Origin of the sequence: Mycolicibacterium komossense (assembly GCF_025822605.1) — a bacterium.
In the GTDB taxonomy this organism is placed as follows: domain Bacteria; phylum Actinomycetota; class Actinomycetes; order Mycobacteriales; family Mycobacteriaceae; genus Mycobacterium; species Mycobacterium komossense.
Genome location: NZ_JACKTY010000030.1, coordinates 137,011 through 155,824 on the forward strand (window position 1 = coordinate 137,011; position 18,814 = coordinate 155,824).

The following is an 18,814-nucleotide window of genomic DNA, read 5'->3' on the forward strand; positions in this document are numbered from 1 at the left end:
CCATGACAACGACGATATTCGACGGCGGCACGATCTGGACCGGAACGGGCACGACCAGCGACGCGCTCCTGGTGGTGGACGGCCTGATCGCTGCGCTCGGAGCAGAGGCACGCCGGGCCGCCGACGATGCGACGCAGCGGGTTGACCTGGCCGGCGGATTCCTGCTCCCGTCCTTCGGTGATGGCCACGCCCATCCGCTGCCGGGCGGGTTGGAGGCGGTGGGCCCCCTGGTGCGGCCGTGCACGTCGGTCGCGGAGATCGTCGAAACGGTGCGCGCCTACGCGGAGAGCCACCCCGACGAGGAGTGGATCACCGGCGCGTCCTACGACGGCAGCCTCGCACCGGGCGGCCTGTTCGATGCGCGGTGGCTGGACGAGGCAGTGCCGGATCGCCCGGTAGTTCTGCGGGCCTGGGATTACCACACCGTGTGGTGCAACTCGGAAGCCTTGCGCCGCTGCGGTATTGACGCCGATACCCCGGATCCCGTGCTGGGCGAGATCGTGCACCGCGAGGATGGCTCTGTGCTGGGCACCCTGCGGGAATGGGGTGCGGTCGATCTCGCGCTGAACGCGGCCGGACCACGACCTCTGGACGTCCGGGTCGGCGCCCTGCGCACGGCGGCGCAGTACTACCTGGCGCGCGGGGTGACCTGGGTGCAGGACGCCTGGGTCAACGCCGAGGACGTCGAGGTCTACCTCGAGGCGGCCCGCCAAGATGCGCTCGATATCCGCTTCAACCTGGCGTTCTACGCTGACCCCCGCTATTTCGACGAGCAGGTCGCGACGTTCGCCGATGCCCGGCAGCGGGTGCTCGACGCCGCATCGCCACTGCTGACCGCGAACACCGTGAAGTTTTTCGCCGACGGGGTGGTGGAGAACGAGACGGGCGCACTGCTGGCGCCGTACTGTTCGGGTCTGCACAGCCACGGCATGCAGGTGTGGGAAGGCGACAGCCTGGCCCAGGCCGCGCGCCGGGTCGACGAACTCGGCTTCCAGATCCACATCCACGCGATCGGTGATGCCGCCGCCCGGCAGGCCCTGGACGCCATCGAGTACGCGATCACGTCGAACGGGCCGCGAGATCGCCGCCCGGTGATCGCCCACGCACAGCTGGTCGACGACGCCGACCTCGACCGGTTCGCCGCGCTCGGTGTCACCGCCAACATGCAGCCGCTGTGGGCGCAACTGGATGCGCTGATGAACGTGCTGACCGTGCCGCGTCTCGGGCCCGAACGCTCGGCCAAGCAGTACCGGATGAACACCATCGATGCTGCCGGCGCACTGTCGTTCGGCTCGGACTGGCCGGTGTCCTCCGGCGCGCCGCTCGACGGTATCGCTGTCGCGGTGTCCCGGCGCACGTCAGAGGGGGAACCCGAGGGCGGCTGGACGCCCGAGGAGATCCTGACGATGGAACGAGCGCTGACGGCCTATACGAACGGAGTGGCCAGACAGGCATTCGCGGGACAGGCGGGCCCGTCGTGGGGCACGATCGTCCCCGGCGCCAGCGCGGATCTGGTCTGGCTCAGTGCTGATCCGCGTGAAACGCCTGCACTTGACGTGCCCAGAATCGAGGTTCGAGGAACCTTCCTTCAGGGGGCACGGGTGCACCCCGCTAGTTGAGAGGAACGAGATGTCTACCGCCCCCGCAGAGCCGTCCTCGGCTGCGACGCAATCGCACGGCAACGAAGGCCATCTGAAACGCGCACTCGGTGTGCCGTCGCTGGTGCTGTTCGGCCTCGTCTACATGGTGCCGCTCACCGTGTTCACCACGTACGGCATCGTCACCCAGACCTCCGGCGGCCGATTGCCGGTCTCTTATGTCGTCACGCTGGCGGCGATGATCTTCACTGCGCGGTCCTATGCGCGGATGGCCGCCGCCTTCCCGGTGGCCGGCTCCGCCTACGCGTACACGCAGAAAACGTTCGGTGCGCCGGTCGGGTTCCTGGCCGGGTGGTCACTGCTGCTCGACTACCTGTTCCTGCCGATGCTCAACTATCTCGTCATCGGGATCTACCTCAACGCCGCAATTCCTGCGATCCCGCAGTGGCTCATCGTCGTGGTCACCATCGGCATCGTGACGGTGCTCAACATCGTCGGCATCGTGTCGGTGGCCCGTGCGAACTTCCTGATCATCGCCATCCAGGCGGTCTTCATCGTGGTGTTCATCGTCATGGCGGTCTCCGCGACGTCGGGCATGGGCAGCGTCGACCTGATGGCGCCGTTCCGCGGCGACGGCACCGCCAACGGGTTCGCTCCGATCCTGGCCGGAGCGGCCATCCTGTGCCTGTCCTTCCTCGGGTTCGACGCGGTGTCAACGCTTTCCGAGGAGGCGAAGAACCCGGTGCGCGACGTCCCGAGGGCGATCATGCTGGCCACGCTGATCTGCGGCGTGTTGTTCATCATCTTGTCCTTCGTCTCGCAGCTGGTGTTCCCGTCGAACAACTTCGCCGATGTCGACTCGGGTTCCCTCGACGTGATGAAAGCCGCAGGCGGTGCGTTCCTGGCCGCGTTCTTCACCGCGGCCTACGTTGCGGGTGCGTTGGGGTCGGCGATCACCTCTCAGGCGTCGGTCGCCCGCATCCTCTACGCGATGGGGCGCGACGGCATCCTGCCGCGCAAGGTGTTCGGACATGTGTCGGTGAAGTTCAGCACCCCGACGTGGGCCATCGCGATCGTCTCGGTGATCTCGCTGCTGGCAGTCGTCATTCCGCTGGACATCCTCGCGTCGGTGGTGAGCTTCGGCGCGCTGGTGGCCTTCTCGGTGGTGAACCTGTCGGTGATCAAGCACTACTTCGTCGACCTGAGCGAGAAGAACGTGCTGAGCAACGTCGTGCTGCCCGTGGTCGGCTTTCTGCTGACCCTGTGGCTGTGGACCAGCCTCTCCGGTACCGCGCTCACCATCGGATTGATCTGGCTGGCAATCGGATTCCTGTGGCTACTGGGTGTCACCCGGGGCTTCCAGCGTCCGACGCCCGTCCTCGCTCTGGAGGAGTAGCCGTCGCTACTTCCGCGTAAGGGTCAGGAACTGCATCGGTGCGCAGGCCACGAACTTATCTGTCACGTTCCCGACGAGGTCCCCTTCGAGTCCGGTGTCACTCGCCAGGTCGAGTTTGCGCGCGGATCCGCCGAAGTCGACCTCGTCGAGATCGACCCAGATGGTGTTGGGATTGGTGGTCGAGGAGTACACGTACCGCTTGTTGGTCAGGTCCGCGACGGTTTGCCAAATCGTCTGTGACACTTCGGGTTTACCGGGATCTGGGATGCGGAACGGCTGGGCTGCATTGCGGATGACGCTGAGCATTCCGGCCACTGCCGCGACCGGACCGTCGGATTTCGGCAGCCGAGCGCTGTAATAGCGGGCGCGCGCGAACCTGTCGGAGGCCAATGTCGTACCGGGCAGAGTGTCGGTACCGCCGAACCCCTCGAACTGTTTGAGTAGTTCGAGCTGTTTGTCGTAAGTCGGCGAGTTGGTCATGACCGTGTAACTCCGGTCATGCCAGACGGTGGGTTCGCCGTCGACGTATTCGATGATCGCCGAGTCGCCCGTCGCGTCGTCCAGGGCCAGATGCACTGCCGGTACGGTCCCCGTCCCCGGATCCGCGAGGGGAACCACCTGTACTTTTGTCTTCTCGACCCAGGCGGCGGCCTCGGCGACGGTCGCGAAGTTGTCGAGAAAGTACTGCAGCCAAATCGCCATGCTCAGCGCGGGTTTCGAGGTGTCATAGGTGCCGTAGTCCGATTCCGTCAGCCACAGGATGTGACCTGCCAGACCAGCTTCGTTGACGCCGTCAACCGAAATGAGGTCGTATGCGCCGGCAATGAGGCTGCCGTACTTGGCTGTCCAGTGCAGCGAACCGCCGACACCGTCAACGCGGTCCAGCCCGCGAGGCAGAACCCAGAGATTCGTCCCCGTATCGCAGTGGTAATCCATGTTGCGACCAACGATCACGGCTTCGCCCGGGCTTGACCTGATCACTCGTGTGCACATAATTGCCCTTTCGGTGTGACGGCGGATCGTAACCGCTCGGCAGCCATCAGTGGAAGAGCCGTGACACCATCTCGAGCGTGAAGTCAGCTGTGGCCATCCGAGGATCGAGGTTGAACTGATGGCGTCGAAACGCGATTATGAACCGCTGCCCGACGGCGGGGGAGACTTGGTGTTCGTCTGCGTCGCCGCCGCCATCGCGGGCGTGTTCATCGGCTTTGTCGGGGGCGCCTTCCGCTGGTGCCTTCAATACGCCGACGTGTTGCGCGTGGACCTGTCCGACTGGGCGCATCGCCTGCCCGGTCCGGGTTGGTTGGTCCCGATGGCTGCCACCGCCCTGGGCGCGACACTTGCCGCGGCGGTGGTGCGGTGGATGCCGTTGGCGGCGGGCAGCGGAATCCAGCACGTCGAGGCGGTCTATCGGGGCGACGCCGCGCCCCCGTTGCTGCGGCTGCTTCCCGCCAAGTTCGTGGGCGGCGTGCTGGGCATCGGATCGGGCCTCGTCCTCGGTCGTGAAGGACCAACGGTGCACATGGGTGCGGCGCTCGGTGCCGCAGTCGCGCACGTTGCCCGGTTCTCCGACAGCACCGTGCGGATGTTGCAGACCGCCGTTGGGGGTGCGGGCCTGGCGGTGGCCTTCAACGCACCCATCGGCGGGGCACTGTTCACCCTCGAGGAGGTGACGAAGTCGTTCCGGCTGAAGACGGTGCTCGCCACCGCCTTCGCGGCTGCCACGGCAGTGGGTTGTTCGCGGATCATCATCGGAGACCATCCAGATTTCCTGGTGCAAGCAGTGGTTTCGCCGAATCTGGGGTGGCTTCCACTCTTCGTGGTATTCGGGCTGGTGACGGGATGTCTTGGCGTCCTGTACAACCGGCTGGTACTGGGATTCGTCGATCACGTGAAGCTGGTGTCGCGGGTTCCCGCGGAGGTCAAGGCGGCCGTCATCGGCGCACTGATCGGGCTGGTGATGTTCATCCATCCCCTCGCGGTGGGCGGGGGCGACTCGTTGACGCAGTCGATCCTGAGTGGGAACACGATGATCCTGCCCGTGGTGATCGGATTCCTGGCGTTGCGGTTTGTGGCGGGGCCGCTGTCGTACGCCGCTGCTGTGCCCGGCGGTTTGTTCGCTCCACTTCTCGCGGTGGGCGCACTGTGGGGACTGCTGTTCGTCGGCGGCTTCGGCGCCGTGTGGCCCGGGGAAACGGCGTCCCTGGCAGTACCGATGGCGATCGTGGGGATGGGGGCGTTCTTCGCGGCGACGGTCCGCGCGCCGGTGACCGGAATTGTCCTCGTCGTCGAGATGACGGCCACGACCTCGGTGATCGTGCCGATGCTCGCGGCCAGCGCCGCTGCGGTGCTGGCGGCCGAACTGCTGAGGTCGCCGCCGATCTACGACAGTCTCCGGGAGCGGATGCCCGCCGAACCCGAACCTGAACCCGAGCCCAGCGGCGGATAGCCCTGCGCTACCAGGTGCGGGCGGCGGCGATCAGCCCATGCACCAAAATCGATGTCGCCCGGGACAGCCCGTCGTCGCCTGCCATCGGGCTGCGCGGGCTGATCCCACGCACCCGCGGTGACAGTTCGAGCTGAGCGCCGCCGCCGCGCACTCGGTTGACGGGGTTGTCGGGGTGCAGGCCGCGCAGTTCGCGCGGGATAGCATCGAGGTCGGTGATGACCTGATAACCCGGCAGCTCGAGGGTCTGGGCGAGGTGCTGCGCCAGTGCCCGGTTGGCGCCGCCGGCCAGCAGTTGCGTACTGCGGCCCAGCCGACCGTAGCCGTGCAGCGACACCGCCACCTCGACGTGTTCGAGAAATGCCGCGAGCCTTGCCGATTCCGCGCCCAGGTACCGCGCCGACGGCAGATGGTGTCCATAGTGGTCCGGGTGCCTGACCACGTACACCGAGGCCCCCGCGGCGTCGGCGGCGCGTTCGGCGATCACATCGGTCATCTGTTCCAGGCCGCCGCCGTGGATCGCCATGAACCCGAACCGGGACCTCAACGTGCTCGACTCGACCACCCCGGGCTCGGCGAGTAGCTCCGAAAGTGATTGCGGCCCAGCCAATGTGGAGGACTCCACCGGTCGCGGCCAGTGGGCGGGATCCCAGCGTCGCAGGAATTCGATCCACCGGGTCGGCAGGTCGTGCTGGTGCGCGCCGTCGATGATGCGCTCGAGGTAGCCGGGCCGCGGCGGGCCGGGGTCGACTCGGTGGTCGATGTACACCCAGGCATCCGAGGGGCCGTCGTCGGTGCGCACGGTCAACCGGTCGCGGCGATACCGCACCGGCACGCCTTCGGCGCTGTCCAGGCTGGCCAGATCGTGGTCGGACAGGTGCCACACCACACCGTGAACTTCAGCCCCGGGCAATGGTTCGATGGTGGCCACGCCGCGCTGGTTGATCAGCCAGTCATGGTCGGCCAGGGTGGCTCGGCGGGGATTGGCGGCCTCGGGGCACCGTGCCGCCATCTGCTGCACGCTCAGGTTGGACCCGTACGCGAAGTAGGTGTGGCGGTCTGTGCGCACTCAGCCCGACACGGTCAGATAGATCAGCACCACGTTCAGCAGCGTAATCACTGCCGCGACCAGCCAGCCCAACACCGAGGTCACGCGGTGGTTGGCGTCCGCGCCCATCAGGGCGGTGTCGCTGGTCAGCCGAATCAATGGGATCAGTGCGAAAGGAATGCCGAATGACAGGACGACCTGGGACAACACCAACGCGCGGCTCGGGTCGAAACCCACGCCGAGCACCACCAGCGCCGGGATGAGGGTGACCACGCGGCGCACCAGGATCGGTACCGACACCCGCAACAGGCCGTGCATGATCATCGCGCCGGCGTAAGCGCCGACGGAAGTCGAGGCCAGCCCCGAGGCCAGGAGGCCGATCGCGAAGAACAGCGCGATCGTCGGCCCGAGGGTGTCGCGGACTGCGCCGAATGCGCCCTCGATCGAGTCGGTGTCGTCTCGGCCCTGCAAGTTGACGGCGGCCACCAGCAGCATCGACAGATTCACTGCGCCCGCAACCACCATCGCCAGCGTGACATCCACCCGGGTGGCCCGCAGGAGGCCGCGCCGGCGCGGGCCGGCATCGGGATGCCCGTGCCGGTCCCTGGCCAGCCCGGAGTGCAGGTACACCGCATGCGGCATCACTGTGGCGCCAAGCATGGCGGTGGCCAGCAGCACGCTTTCCGACCCGTCGAAACGCGGGATGAGACCGGCGGCCACCTGACGCGGATCGGGCGTCTCGACGAACAGGCTGGCGAGGAAGCCGATGGCGACGACGAGCAACAGTCCGGTGATGACCCGCTCGAACATCCCCTGGCCGCGACGATCCTGGATCAGCAGCAGCAGTATCGACACCACGCCGGTGATGATGCCGCCGACCAGCAGCGGCAATCCGAACAGCAGGTGCAGCGCAATCGCTCCACCCACCACTTCGGCGAGATCGGTTGCCATCGCGACCAATTCGGCCTGCAGCCAGTAGGCGATCCTGGTCGGCTTCCTGGTGTTGTCACCCACCGCCTCCGGCAGAGTCCGGCCGGTGACCAGGCCGAGTTTCGCCGAGAGGTACTGGACCAGTCCGGCCATCACGTTGGCCACGACGATCACCCACAGCAGCAGGAAACCGTACTGGGCACCCGCACTGACATTGGCGGCGACGTTGCCGGGGTCCACATAGGCGATCGATGCGACGAACGCCGGGCCCAACAGGTAGACGACGGGGCGCAGCGGCACCTGCGTGTTCTGCGTCAACGAAACCGCTTTCTATCCGGCTGTACGAATCAGAAAGTTAGGTTAACCGAAAACTATGGAGCGCGCGCGGGCAGTCAGCGACCGATGACGATGTTCGGCCCCAACCCGCCGAAGACGGGCCAGCCGTAATTGTTCGACGAGATCAGCGGCGGTGACGTGACGATCTGGTTGCTGCCGCCGGTGGTGCACTGAGTGGTGTTCGGTGCGGTGGTGATGCACTGAGGGAGCGCGACCGCCACGGGTGCGACAAGAAGGGTCCCGAGAAGGGTAAAGCCGAGGACCGCTGACACCATCGCGGATGCGGTAAAACCGAATTTCTTACCCATGACCTGCTCCGATCGCTGGAGCGCAGTCTACCTCCGATAGTGGCCTAACCGATGACCAAAGCCGGTCCGAAGATGTCGTCATTCCAGGGGTACAGGAAGTTCTGGTTCTCGAGCGGCGGGGACGAGTTCAGCTGCACATTGCCCGGTGTCGCGCATTCGGTGGTGCTGGGACCGGCGAACTGGTCGCCGCCGACGTTGGTGCAGGTGGGAAGGCTGGGCGCCGGTGCAGGTGCGGCCGTCTCGTCTGCCGACGCGATGGGCGCCATCAGGATCGCCGCGGCTCCGGTCGCTACGACCAGCGGGGTGAGGTGGCGCAGCGTCTTCGTTGCCTTCATTGCCGGATCCTTCCAACGCATGGCTTGTCAGTTAGCGGGCAGCGTATCCCCCAGCCGGGGCCCTGTCAGAGGTCGGGGATGGGCAGGTCGAGATTCGGAGTGGTGATGCCGCCGTCCACCTCCAGCGTCTTGCCCGTCAGGTAACTGCCCGCGGGTGAGGCCAAATAAACTGCTGCAGCTGCGATATCGAGCGGATCGCCGAGCCGTCGCAGCGGGGTGGCCTGTTCCATCGGGGAGCGCAACGCCTCGTTGGAGGCCACCACGTCGAGCGCGGAGGTGAGAATCGAGCCTGGCGCGATGGCGTTGATCCGGATCCGCGGACTCAGATCGAGTGCGGCGAGTCGCGTGTAGTGCGCCAGCGCTGCCTTGGCGGTGCCGTAGGCGGCGAACCCGCGGCCGGCCAGGCGCCCCATCGTCGAGGTGATGTTGATGATGCTGCCGCCGCCGGAATGCTCGAGCATGAGCGGGACGGCAGCCGAGACCAGAGCGTGGGCCGTCATCACGTTGAACGTGAACGCGTCCCGGAAATCCTTGGTGGAGGTGCTGAGCAGCGCATTCGGCATCGTCCCTCCGACGTTGTTGACGACGATGTCGAGCTTGCCGAACGCCGAGACGGCGGCGGCGGCGAGTTCGGCCGTGGACTCGGGGTGCGCCAGGTCGCCGACGACGATGTGCGCCCGCCGGCCGGTGTCGCGGATCTGGGCGGCCACGGTGTCGAGTTCGGATTGGGTCCGCGAGGCGATGACGACATCGGCGCCTGCTTCGGCGAACGCGAGGGCCATCGCCGCACCGAGTCCACGGCCCGCTCCTGTGACGATGGCTACTTGGTCGTCGAGTCTGAATCTGTCGAGTATCACCGGGCGAACGTTAACAAGCCGCTTCTGCCCAGGTGGGCCATTTGCAAACGTTGGTAGAACATGTTCTAGTTTTGCACTTCGGCGATGGTTGAACCCAGGTGGGGCGAAGACCGTAGTGATCTATATGAGCGTCCAAACACTTAGCCTGAGCCGATGATCGACACGCAGGCTGCGCCTGCCATCGCCGCTGCGGCCGTTGAGTTTCCATCGCACCGGCATTCACAGGATGAAGTCATCGCTGCGCTGGCCAGTTTCGCCGGACCCGAGTTCTTCCGCTTTGCCGCCGCCAGCGGGGTGGATTATCGACATCTGGCGTTGCCGTTGGAGCGGTACACCAAGCTCAGTGGTTTCACCGAGGCCAACGAGGCCTACCTCGAGGTCGCGCTCGACATCGGGGAGCGGGCACTGCGCTCGGCCCTCGATGCCGCCAAGATCAGGCCCGACGAACTCGACGCCATCTTCTCGACCACCGTCACCGGGCTCGCTGTCCCGACGCTGGATGCGCGACTCGTCGGACGGATCGGACTGCGGCCCGACATCAAGCGGGTGCCGATGTTCGGCCTCGGCTGTGTGGCCGGTGCGGCCGGGGTGGCGAGGATGAACGACTACCTGCGCGCATACCCCGACGAGACGGCCGTGCTGCTGGCCGTCGAGCTGTGTTCGCTGACCATCCAGCAGAACGACCATTCGGTGGCAAACCTGGTGGCCAGCAGCCTCTTTGGCGACGGCGGCGCGGCCGTCATCGCCCGGGGCGCGCATCGCATGGTGCAGGGCCCGCGCATACTGGCCAGCCGCAGTCGGCTTTATCCCGATACCGAGAACGTGATGGGCTGGGATATCGGCACCGACGGCTTCCGGATCGTGCTGTCCGCCGACGTGCCGACCGTTGCCGAGAAGTACCTCGGCGAGGATGTCCGGCTGTTCCTCGCCGAGTTCGGCCTGACCGCCGACGATATCGGCACCTGGGTGTGTCACCCCGGCGGCCCGAAGGTGATCGAGGCCGTCGAGAATGTGCTGGAGCTGCCTGACTCTGCGCTTGATCGCACGCGGGAATCACTGCGGGACAACGGGAACCTCTCCTCGGCGTCGGTGCTCGACGTACTGCGGGCCAACCTGGCCGAGCCGCCTGACCCGGGGTCGCTCGGCATGATGATGGCGATGGGGCCGGGCTTCTGCTCCGAACTTGTCCTGCTGCGCTGGTAGTGGCGTGTACTACCTGTTGATCCTGGCCGTCGGCGTCGAGCGGCTGGTCGAACTGGCGCTCTCCAAACGCAACGCGCGACTGGCATTTGCCGACGGCGGCAAGGAGTTCGGTCGTCGCCACTATCCGGTGATGGTCGTCATTCACACCGCCCTTCTGGTGGGCTGCGTCGTCGAGGTGTGGGCGCTGCACCGGCCGTTCGTCCCGTGGCTGGGCTGGCCGATGCTGGTGATCGCCGTGCTGGCGCAGGTATTGCGCTGGTGGTGTATCGCCACGCTCGGCAAGCGGTGGAACACGTTGGTGATCGTGGTGCCGGACGCTCCGCTGGTGCAGCGGGGACCGTACCGGTGGCTGCACCACCCGAACTATGTCGCCGTCGTGGCCGAGGGTATCGCCCTGCCGTTGGTGCACACCGCATGGCTGACCGCACTGTGTTTCACAGTGGCGAATGCGCTGCTGCTGACCGTACGCATCCGGGTCGAGAACGTCGCATTGGGTTACGCCGTATCGACGCGCCGATGACCGGTTACGACGCGGATCTGGTGGTGGTCGGGGGAGGCCCCGGCGGCCTGGCCGCCGCCTTGCACGCACGCGCGCACGGGCTTTCGGTGATCGTTGTCGATCCGAGAGACTCACCGATCGACAAGGCGTGCGGGGAAGGGCTGATGCCCGGCGGGCTGGCCGAACTGAGTGATCTGGGCGTGGACCCTACCGGGATGCCGTTGCGTGGCATTGCCTACGTGGCGGAGCGACGTCGGGTCGAGGCGCGGTTTCGGCAGGGGCCGGGACGTGGGGTTCGGCGAACGACACTGCACGCGGCGCTGGCGGCCCGGGCCAAAGAGGCGGATACCGAATGGATCTCGGCGAAGGTGATTTCGGTCGTCCAGGATGCCGGCGGGGTCACCGCGGCCGGGGTGCGCGCCCGCTACCTGATCGGGGCTGACGGTCTGCACTCGGCAGTGCGTCGCGCCGTTGGGATCGGTGTGACCGCCGGTGTGCCGCGTCGCTTCGGTGTGCGCAGGCATTACGCGGTACCGGCATGGTCGGAACTGGTGGAGGTGCACTGGTCGCCATATGGGGAGGCGTACGTGACACCCGTGGAGCCGGATCTGGTCGGCATCGCGATTCTCAGTACGCAGCGGCCGGACGTGAACTGGTTTCCCTGGCTGGCAACGCATCTCAGAGGTACCGATCCCGGTGCCGAGCGCGGCTGCGGACCGTTGCGGCAGGTGGTCGCTCGCCGGACGGCCGGCCGGGTTCTGTTGGTCGGTGACGCTGCCGGGTACGAGGATGCCCTGACCGGAGAGGGGGTGAGCCTGGCCGTCAAGCAGGCGCGGGCCGCCGTGGCGGCCATCGTCGACGACCGACCGGAGACCTACGAGCGGCAGTGGCGCCGGATCACCCGGCCGTACCGTCTGCTGACCCGCGGCCTGGTGTTGGGCACGGCCTCACGGATGGGACGACGCGTCATCGTTCCCGCCGCGGCGGCGGTGCCTGCGGTGTTCGGTCGCGCGGTGAACGTCTTGGCCGGCTGAGCTATTTCTTCGCCGGGGTCTTCTTGGCTGGCGCTTTCTTCGCCGGGGTCTTCTTGGCCGCCGCTTTCTTGACCGGCTTGTCGCCGTCGGAGGAGGCGGACGATTGCCGCTTCTTCACGCTCGCCTCAAGCTTGGCGAGCAGATCCGAGACGTCCTCGGTCTCGTCGAGCTCGGTGGGCGTGTCCTCGACGGTGAATGCCTCGCCGCCTTCGAGTTTTGCCTCAACCAGCTCCTTGAGCTGTGCTTGGTAATCGTCGTGAAACTGGTCGGGGTCGAAATCGTCGGCCATCGAATCAACCACCTGCCCAGCCATTTTCAGCTCGGCAGGTTTGATCTCCACCTTGGTGTCGAGCACCGGGAAATCGGGATCACGGATCTCGTCGGGCCACAGCAGCGTGTGGATGACCATCACCTCGCGCTTGCTGAAGTCCTTGACCCGCAGCGCCGCCAGCCGGGTCTTGTTCCGCAGCGCGAAATGCACGATCGCCACCCGATCGGTTTCCAACAGTGTTTTCGCCAGCAGCACATAGGATTTCGACGATTTGGAATCCGGCTCGAGGAAGTAGCTGCGGTCATACAGGATTGGGTCCAGTTGGCTGGCCGGGACGAACTCCAGTACCTCGATCTCGCGACTGCGTTCCTCGGGCAGGGTGGCGATGTCCTCGTCGGTGATGATGACGGTCTGGCCGTCATCGGATTCGTAGGCCTTGGCGATATCGCGGTACTCCACAACCTCGTCGCACACCTCGCACACGCGTTTGTACCGGATGCGGCCGTTGTCCTTGGCGTGCACCTGGTGGAACTTGATGTCGTGGTCCTCAGTGGCGCTGTAGACCTTCACCGGGACGTTAACCAGCCCGAAGGCGATCGAACCCTTCCAGATGGAACGCATAAGGCCAGTATGGACTAGTTCGCGCCGATGGCCGGGCGGATCAAGGGCGGTTTGCCAGCGCGGCGCGGTCGCGAGTAGCCCGGTCGGGCAGTTGCGCCCCCGCCTTCGCGACGGTCAGTGCGGAGTTGAGGGCGGCAGCCTCGAGCACACCGCGCAGCCGGTCGGTATCGACGGCATGCAGTGCGGCTCGCCGGTCGGCCCCCAACAGTTCCAGCGACCACAGCGCGTCGATCAGACCCGTCATGAAGGAGTCGCCCGCACCGACGGTGTCCACCACCTGCACGGGACGCGCGGCCACCTGGATGCTGCCCGCGGCGCAGGTGGCGAACGCGCCGTCGCCGCCCATGGTCACCGCCACGATTGCCGGCCCCATCTGGAGCCAACGGCCGGCCTGTTCCTCCGGCGCGACGTCCGGATACAGCCAGCGCAGATCTTCGTCGCTGGCTTTGACCACGTCGCTGCGCTCGATCAGTCTTTCGATGCGCAAGCGGGCCTGATCGGGGTCCTCGATCAGCGCCGGCCTGACATTCGGGTCGAACGTGATGGTCGCCGACAGGTGGTAGGTGTCCAGCAGCGCGGCTACCGCCAGACACCCGGGATCGAGCACGGCGGCGATGGATCCGGTGTGCGCCACCAGTGGCGGTGCCACCTCGGGGGTCCCCGACAACTGCCAGTCGATGTCGAACCGGTAGGTTGCCGCGCCGGCGGCATCCAGCGCGGCCATCGCCACCGGAGTCTGTTTCGCACTGACGCTGCCGCGGACGAGCTGAGCGCCGGAAGCGGCGACATAGTCGGCGATCCGGCGCCCTCGGGCGTCGTCACCGATGTGAGTGAGGAAGTCGACGCCGCGGTCGAGCCTGGCCAGGCCGACTGCGACGTTGAGCGGGCTACCACCGACGTGCTCGCCGGTGACGGCGCCGTCACGTTCGACGATGTCGATGAGTGCTTCGCCGATCACCAGTGCCCGGGCCATCAGAACTCCTTTCGCAGCGCTTCAAGAGTGGACCGCGCGCCGTCGGCGTGCAGAGAGTCCAACGCCCAGCGGTAGGCCTCGACGAAGCGCGGCTCATCGGCGAGATCACCGAACAGTGAACGATTCTCGATGAAAGCCAGTGGATTGTCCTTCTGCGACTGCGCGATCGGGACGAGTGAATCGGCCAGCTGATCCACCACCTTGATCGGGTCCCCGTTCTCATCGACGCCTTCGGCGTAGCGGGCCCAGCTGGCCACGATCGCCGCCGACAGCCGAATCGGGTCACCCGAGGCCAGGTTCGCACGGATGACCGGCAGCAGCCATTTCGGGATACGGTCGGATGAATCGGCACACAGCCGCGCAATCGTGTCGCGCACACCGGGATTGGCGAACCTCTCGATGAGCGTGCGTTTGTAGTCGGGCAGGTCGATGCCGGGGACCGGTTTGAGGGTGCCGGTGGCTTCGGAATCCATGTATGCCAAGAGGAAGTCGGCGAACAGGGGGTCGGCCGCGGCGTCGTGTACCAGCCGGTAGCCGGCCAGATAGGCGAAATAACAAAGACCCTGGTGGCTGGCGTTGAGCAGACGCAGCTTCATCAGCTCATAGGGGGTGACGTCGGAGACCATCAGCACGCCGGCGTCTTCCAGCGGTGGCCGGCCGTCGGCGAAATGATCCTCGAGGGCCCACGATGTGAACGGCTCGGCGACGACGGGCCAGCGGTCCTCAATGCCGAATTGCTCGCTGAGGCCGGCGATGACGTCGGGCGTGGTGACCGGCGTGATCCGGTCCACCATCGAGTTCGGGAACGTGGTGTGTTCTTTCATCCAGTCGGACAGGCCGGGGTGGGCCCGGTCGGCGTAGCCGGTGAAGGCCTCGCGTGCGATATCGCCATTTCCTTCGATGTTGTCGCAGGACGCGATCGTCGGGGACGCGATGCCACGGTCGCGACGGCGCGACAGTGCTTCGGTGACCAGTCCGAAAACGGATATCTCGCCCGCGTTCTCGATCTGATAACCCCCTTCGGTGATCGTCATCGACACGATGCGCGTGCTCGGCGCGGCCAGCAGCTCGATTACGCCCTCCGGATCGTCAGGGGCATAACGGTATTCGATGATCGAGCCGATCACCCGCACATGACGGGTGCCGTCGGGATTCTCCAGGATCAGCGTGTAGAGACCGTCTTGGGCGTCGAGCGCGTCCTTCATCCGCTGGTCGGCGGGCATCACGCCGACTCCGCAGATGCCCCAGTCCTGCGCTTTACCGTCCTCCAGCAGCGCGTCGATGTACATGGCCTGGTGCGCGCGATGGAAGCCGCCGACCCCGAAATGCACTATGCCGACGCTGATCTGATCGCGGTCGTAGGTCGGCCCGGTCACACCCTTCTCGGTGGGCAAGAGGGCGAGCGTCGAGTTGTCGAGTTTCATGACCGCGGTTCACCGTTCCCATCAGTGGGTATCAAGACTGTTGCGTACGTCACATTTACCATGTTAGCCTGATGAGCATATACACGCACCCATGAGCAAATGCTCACGGGTGGACGAAGGGCGACGCGGGTGTCGGTATCCGGAGCGGCTGGTTTGACCGCCGAAGGTGAGTTGGTAGCAACCCCCGTGCCCGCCGCCGTTCCGGCCGGCACCAAGGCCGAGGATCTGCGATTGGCGCTGCGTGCGGCCACTATGTACTACCTCGACGGCCTCACTCAGGCTGAGATCGCCGGGCGCCTCGGGGTGTCCCGGCCGACCGCAGGCCGCCTGGTGGCCAGGGCCAAGGCCAACGGTCTGGTCCGGATCGAGATCGTCGTGCCTGCGGATTTGCGTGACGACCTGCACGCCGAGGAGGAGCGGGCGCTCGAAGAGCGCTTCGGTCTGACCGAGGCCGTGGTGGCTGGGCATGGGATCGATATCGGCGCACCCGGCCGGCCGGAGGCCTACGCCAGCGTCGGCCGCGCCGCCGCGACGCTGTTGATGCGTCGGCTCCAGCCGGGGGACACCCTCGGATTCACCTGGGGCCCGGAAACCATCGCCGTCGCGCGAGCGCTGAGCTCGGGCGTCGCTACCTGCCGGGCCGTCGTGCAACTCGACGGGTCCATGTCCACGGCCGCCTACCAGACCGGGTCCGAGTACATCCTGGCCCGCTGCGGTGAGATCCTGCACGCCGATACCTACCGGCTCCCTGCGCCGCTGTATGCCGACCCGGCCACCGTCGCCTCCATTCGCAACGACTCCGGGATGTCGCGGACACTGGCGGCCGGCGCCCGCGCCGAGGTGATGATCTTCGGTATCGGTGCGGTCTCGACGTCGACGACGTTGTTCGAAGGCAGTTTCCTGGATACCGGCATGCTCGACGAGCTGGTCGCCCTTGGCGCCGTCGGAGAGATCGGTGGCCGGTTCTTCGACGCTGCAGGCGTTGCGATCGCCAGCGAGCTGCAGCGGCGGGCGGTGTCGGTGGCGCTCGAAGACATCCGGTCCTGCCCGACCTCGATTCTCGTCGCCAGTGGCGTGACCAAGCACCACGCCACGCTCGGCGCGCTCCGTGGTGGGTTACCCCGATTTTTGGTTTGCGATATTGACTGTGCCCGTTGGCTTTTGAGCCACTGAGAAGTGAGGTGAAGGTGAAGGCACTACGAAGAGGTGTGCACCGACTGACCGCCTGTCTTACGGCCTCCGGGCTGCTGCTGGCCTCCGGCTGCGCGGGTGCGGGCAGCATGGGGGCATCGGGTAACGAGGTGACGATCGCGCTGGTGTCCAACTCCCAGATGACGGATGCGCAAAAGCTGTCGTCGGAATTCGAGAAGGCCAATCCGGGCACCAAGCTGAAGTTCGTCTCCCTGTCGGAGAACCAGGCGCGCGCGAAGATCACGATGTCGACCGCCATGGGCGGCAGTCAATTCGACGTCGTGATGATCAGTAACTTCGAAACCCCGCAGTGGGCGAAAGACGGCTGGCTGCGCAATCTCTCGGACTTCGCGAAGAATACCCCTGGCTACGACGAGAACGACTTCATCCCGTCGCTGCGGAAATCGCTGTCCTATGAGGGCAACATGTACGCCGTCCCGTTCTACGGCGAGTCATCCTTCCTGATGTACCGCAAGGACCTCTTCGAAAAGGCCGGTATCCAGGTCCCCCAGGACCCGAACTATCAACCCACGTGGACCGAGGTCGCGCAGTGGGCGGAGACCATCAAGGAGAAGAACAACACGGCGGGTATCTGCCTGCGCGGTAAGCCGGGCTGGGGTGAGGTACTCGCGCCGCTGGACACCGTGATCAACACCTTCGGTGGGCGGTGGTTCGACGAGAACTGGAATGCCCAGCTCAACAGCCCGGAAGTGCGCAAGGCCGTCAACTTCTACGTCGATCTGGTCAACAAGGCGGGTGAACTCGGCGCTTCCTCAACGGGATTCCAGGAGTGCGCCAACCTGTTCGGTCAGGGGCAGACGGCGATGTGGTACGACGCCACCTCTGCGGTCTCGGTCCTGGAGGATCCGAAGACCTACCCCGATCTCGTCGGCAAGATCGGCTACCTGCCTGCCCCGATCATGGAGAAGCCGGATTCGGGATGGCTCTACACCTGGGCGCTGGGAATCCCCAAGGGTGCCAAGAACCCCGATGGTGCGTGGAAGTTCATCTCCTGGATGACCAGCAAGGACTACATGAAGCTCGTCGGTGAGAAACTGGGCTGGGCCCGCGTTCCACCGGGTAGCCGGACCTCTACCTACACGGACCTTCCTGAGTATCAGGCGATCTCGAAGTCGTACGGACCGTTGACACTGCAGTCGATCACCAACGCGACGCCGGATAGGCCGACCGTCCAACCGGTTCCGTACACCGGGGTGCAGTTCGTCGGGATCCCGGAATTCCAGGATCTCGGGACCCGGGTCAGCCAGCAGATCAGTGCGGCGATGGCTGGCCAGAAGTCGGTGGATGCCGCACTGGACCAAGCGCAGGAATATGCCGAAGTCGTCGGCAAGAGCTACCAGGAGAAGTGATGACACTTACTGCTGATACCCAGGCCGACGCCGCCGACTCCGCGGTGGCGGAGCGGGTTCGCAAGATTCGCGAGGCGCAGGACACCGGCGTGAGCCGGGCCGAAGGGTGGCGCAGGCGCGGACCGCTGCTCCCGGCGTTGATCTTCATGATCGTCGTCACGCAGATCCCCTTTCTGTTCACGCTCTACTACTCGACGTTGTCCTGGAACCTGGTCCGTCCCGGGTCGCGGCAGTTCGTCGGGTTGAACAACTACATCGCGGTGGTCAATGACAGTCAGTTCTGGTCGGTGGCCCTCAACACCGTCATCCTCATCGTGGGGGTGGTGTTGATCTCCGCCTTCCTCGGCCTGCTCATCGCGTTGCTGCTCGATCGGGCGTTCCTGGGCCGCGGTGTGGTCCGGACGTTGCTGATCACGCCTTTCCTGGTGACACCCGTTGCCGGAGCGCTGATCTGGAAGACCACCATTTTGGATCCAACCAACGGAATCCTGAACTGGGTGCTGTCACTGGTCGGCATCGGCCCGGTCGACTGGATCGGACAGTTCCCGTTGTCGATGGTGATGGTCGAGCTCATCTGGCAGTGGACACCCTTCATGATGCTGCTGATCCTCGCCGGCCTGCAGTCGATGCCACGGGACCAGCTGGAGGCAGGCCGGGTCGACGGCGCGGGTGCGTTCCAGCTCTTCCGGGAGTTGACGCTGCCGCACCTGCGGCGGTTCATCGAACTCGGGGTGGTGCTCGGGGCGATCTATCTGGTCAACACCTTCGACGCCATCTTCATGATGACCCAAGGCGGACCGGGTGTGGCCAGTTCCAACCTGCCGTTCTACATCTACCAACGCGCCTTCCTCGGCTTCGACATGGGCCAGGCGGCGGCCATGGGGGTGGTCGTCGTGATCTTCACGATGATCGTCGCCAGCTTCGCGCTTCGGTTGATCTTCACATCATTCTCCGGCAAGGAAGAGGCGGCATAG

The 18,814-nt window shown here is 65.8% G+C and carries 18 protein-coding genes; 9 read left to right on the forward strand and 9 right to left on the reverse strand.

What is annotated here, in order from left to right; genetic code table 11:
• Positions 1-2: 2 nt before the first annotated feature.
• Positions 3-1,619 (forward strand): amidohydrolase, encoded by a 1,617-nt coding sequence (locus H7J73_RS17060; protein WP_264068693.1) that lies wholly within the window; start codon positions 3-5, stop codon positions 1,617-1,619.
• A 10-nt stretch (positions 1,620-1,629) separates the two neighbouring features.
• The gene (locus H7J73_RS17065; RefSeq protein WP_264068694.1) at positions 1,630-2,994 is read left to right on the forward strand and encodes an APC family permease; all 1,365 of its coding nucleotides are present in this window, start codon (positions 1,630-1,632) and stop codon (positions 2,992-2,994) included.
• A gap of 6 nt (positions 2,995-3,000) precedes the next feature.
• Here H7J73_RS17065 and H7J73_RS17070 read toward each other — a convergent pair whose 3' ends face one another.
• Positions 3,001-3,987: a bile salt hydrolase gene (locus tag H7J73_RS17070; protein WP_264068695.1), complete on the reverse strand. Its 987-nt coding sequence runs from the start codon at positions 3,985-3,987 to the stop codon at positions 3,001-3,003.
• A gap of 118 nt (positions 3,988-4,105) precedes the next feature.
• On the opposite strand from H7J73_RS17070, the gene H7J73_RS17075 reads away from it, so the two are divergent.
• Positions 4,106-5,443, forward strand: coding sequence for a H(+)/Cl(-) exchange transporter ClcA (locus tag H7J73_RS17075; RefSeq protein ID WP_264068697.1), 1,338 nt, complete (start codon positions 4,106-4,108; stop codon positions 5,441-5,443).
• 7 nt (positions 5,444-5,450) lie between these two features.
• Here the strand turns inward: H7J73_RS17075 and H7J73_RS17080 are convergent, their stop codons facing one another.
• The 5 genes from H7J73_RS17080 to H7J73_RS17100 form a co-directional block, all read right to left on the reverse strand.
• On the reverse strand, positions 5,451-6,509 hold the full coding sequence (locus tag H7J73_RS17080) for a poly-gamma-glutamate hydrolase family protein (RefSeq protein ID WP_264068698.1): 1,059 nt from the start codon (positions 6,507-6,509) through the stop codon (positions 5,451-5,453).
• Positions 6,510-7,736 carry an Nramp family divalent metal transporter gene (locus tag H7J73_RS17085; protein WP_264068699.1) on the reverse strand — a complete coding sequence of 409 codons (1,227 nt, stop codon included), beginning with the start codon at positions 7,734-7,736 and terminating at the stop codon, positions 6,510-6,512.
• A 74-nt stretch (positions 7,737-7,810) separates the two neighbouring features.
• A complete protein-coding gene (locus tag H7J73_RS17090) occupies positions 7,811-8,062 on the reverse strand; it encodes a hypothetical protein (RefSeq protein WP_264068700.1) in 252 nt (83 codons plus the stop codon).
• A gap of 44 nt (positions 8,063-8,106) precedes the next feature.
• Positions 8,107-8,397 carry a hypothetical protein gene (locus H7J73_RS17095; protein ID WP_264068701.1) on the reverse strand — a complete coding sequence of 97 codons (291 nt, stop codon included), beginning with the start codon at positions 8,395-8,397 and terminating at the stop codon, positions 8,107-8,109.
• A gap of 65 nt (positions 8,398-8,462) precedes the next feature.
• The gene (locus tag H7J73_RS17100) at positions 8,463-9,254 is read right to left on the reverse strand and encodes an SDR family oxidoreductase (RefSeq protein WP_264068702.1); all 792 of its coding nucleotides are present in this window, start codon (positions 9,252-9,254) and stop codon (positions 8,463-8,465) included.
• A gap of 153 nt (positions 9,255-9,407) precedes the next feature.
• On the opposite strand from H7J73_RS17100, the gene H7J73_RS17105 reads away from it, so the two are divergent.
• The 3 genes from H7J73_RS17105 to H7J73_RS17115 are packed head-to-tail and all read left to right on the forward strand — an operon-like array spanning position 9,408 to position 11,990.
• Entirely contained in the window at positions 9,408-10,457 is a 1,050-nt protein-coding gene (locus H7J73_RS17105; protein ID WP_264068703.1) for a type III polyketide synthase, read from the forward strand.
• 4 nt (positions 10,458-10,461) lie between these two features.
• On the forward strand, positions 10,462-10,977 hold the full coding sequence (locus H7J73_RS17110; RefSeq protein WP_264068704.1) for an isoprenylcysteine carboxyl methyltransferase family protein: 516 nt from the start codon (positions 10,462-10,464) through the stop codon (positions 10,975-10,977).
• Positions 10,974-11,990: an NAD(P)/FAD-dependent oxidoreductase gene (locus H7J73_RS17115; RefSeq protein WP_264068705.1), complete on the forward strand. Its 1,017-nt coding sequence runs from the start codon at positions 10,974-10,976 to the stop codon at positions 11,988-11,990. Before H7J73_RS17110 ends, H7J73_RS17115 begins: the two co-directional genes overlap by 4 nt.
• 1 nt (position 11,991) lies before the next feature.
• Here the strand turns inward: H7J73_RS17115 and ku are convergent, their stop codons facing one another.
• The 3 genes from ku to H7J73_RS17130 are packed head-to-tail and all read right to left on the reverse strand — an operon-like array spanning position 11,992 to position 15,279.
• Complete coding sequence (gene ku, locus H7J73_RS17120) at positions 11,992-12,882, reverse strand: non-homologous end joining protein Ku (RefSeq protein ID WP_264068706.1); 891 nt, start codon at positions 12,880-12,882, stop codon at positions 11,992-11,994.
• A 40-nt stretch (positions 12,883-12,922) separates the two neighbouring features.
• On the reverse strand, positions 12,923-13,855 hold the full coding sequence (locus H7J73_RS17125) for a carbohydrate kinase family protein (protein WP_264068707.1): 933 nt from the start codon (positions 13,853-13,855) through the stop codon (positions 12,923-12,925).
• Positions 13,855-15,279, reverse strand: coding sequence for a mannitol dehydrogenase family protein (locus tag H7J73_RS17130; protein ID WP_264068708.1), 1,425 nt, complete (start codon positions 15,277-15,279; stop codon positions 13,855-13,857). The genes H7J73_RS17125 and H7J73_RS17130 overlap by 1 nt, the downstream gene beginning before the upstream one ends.
• Positions 15,280-15,432: 153 nt before the next feature.
• Here H7J73_RS17130 and H7J73_RS17135 point away from each other — a divergent pair, with 153 nt between their 5' ends.
• Genes H7J73_RS17135 through H7J73_RS17145 form a run of 3 tightly spaced genes read left to right on the forward strand, consistent with a single transcriptional unit; the run spans position 15,433 to position 18,814 of the window.
• Entirely contained in the window at positions 15,433-16,452 is a 1,020-nt protein-coding gene (locus tag H7J73_RS17135; protein ID WP_435405522.1) for a sugar-binding transcriptional regulator, read from the forward strand.
• A gap of 14 nt (positions 16,453-16,466) precedes the next feature.
• Complete coding sequence (locus H7J73_RS17140; protein WP_494337797.1) at positions 16,467-17,840, forward strand: ABC transporter substrate-binding protein; 1,374 nt, start codon at positions 16,467-16,469, stop codon at positions 17,838-17,840.
• Positions 17,840-18,814 (forward strand): carbohydrate ABC transporter permease, encoded by a 975-nt coding sequence (locus tag H7J73_RS17145; protein ID WP_264068712.1) that lies wholly within the window; start codon positions 17,840-17,842, stop codon positions 18,812-18,814. The genes H7J73_RS17140 and H7J73_RS17145 overlap by 1 nt, the downstream gene beginning before the upstream one ends.

Coding starts and splice junctions, on each gene's coding strand:
- H7J73_RS17060 (WP_264068693.1), top strand. CDS start 3: ATGACAACGACGATATTCGACGGCGGCACGATCTGGACCGGAACGGGC.
- H7J73_RS17065 (WP_264068694.1), top strand. CDS start 1,630: ATGTCTACCGCCCCCGCAGAGCCGTCCTCGGCTGCGACGCAATCGCAC.
- H7J73_RS17070 (WP_264068695.1), bottom strand. CDS start 3,987: ATGTGCACACGAGTGATCAGGTCAAGCCCGGGCGAAGCCGTGATCGTT.
- H7J73_RS17075 (WP_264068697.1), top strand. CDS start 4,106: ATGGCGTCGAAACGCGATTATGAACCGCTGCCCGACGGCGGGGGAGAC.
- H7J73_RS17090 (WP_264068700.1), bottom strand. CDS start 8,062: ATGGGTAAGAAATTCGGTTTTACCGCATCCGCGATGGTGTCAGCGGTC.
- H7J73_RS17095 (WP_264068701.1), bottom strand. CDS start 8,397: ATGAAGGCAACGAAGACGCTGCGCCACCTCACCCCGCTGGTCGTAGCG.
- H7J73_RS17105 (WP_264068703.1), top strand. CDS start 9,408: ATGATCGACACGCAGGCTGCGCCTGCCATCGCCGCTGCGGCCGTTGAG.
- H7J73_RS17115 (WP_264068705.1), top strand. CDS start 10,974: ATGACCGGTTACGACGCGGATCTGGTGGTGGTCGGGGGAGGCCCCGGC.
- ku (WP_264068706.1), bottom strand. CDS start 12,882: ATGCGTTCCATCTGGAAGGGTTCGATCGCCTTCGGGCTGGTTAACGTC.
- H7J73_RS17125 (WP_264068707.1), bottom strand. CDS start 13,855: ATGGCCCGGGCACTGGTGATCGGCGAAGCACTCATCGACATCGTCGAA.
- H7J73_RS17130 (WP_264068708.1), bottom strand. CDS start 15,279: ATGAAACTCGACAACTCGACGCTCGCCCTCTTGCCCACCGAGAAGGGT.
- H7J73_RS17145 (WP_264068712.1), top strand. CDS start 17,840: ATGACACTTACTGCTGATACCCAGGCCGACGCCGCCGACTCCGCGGTG.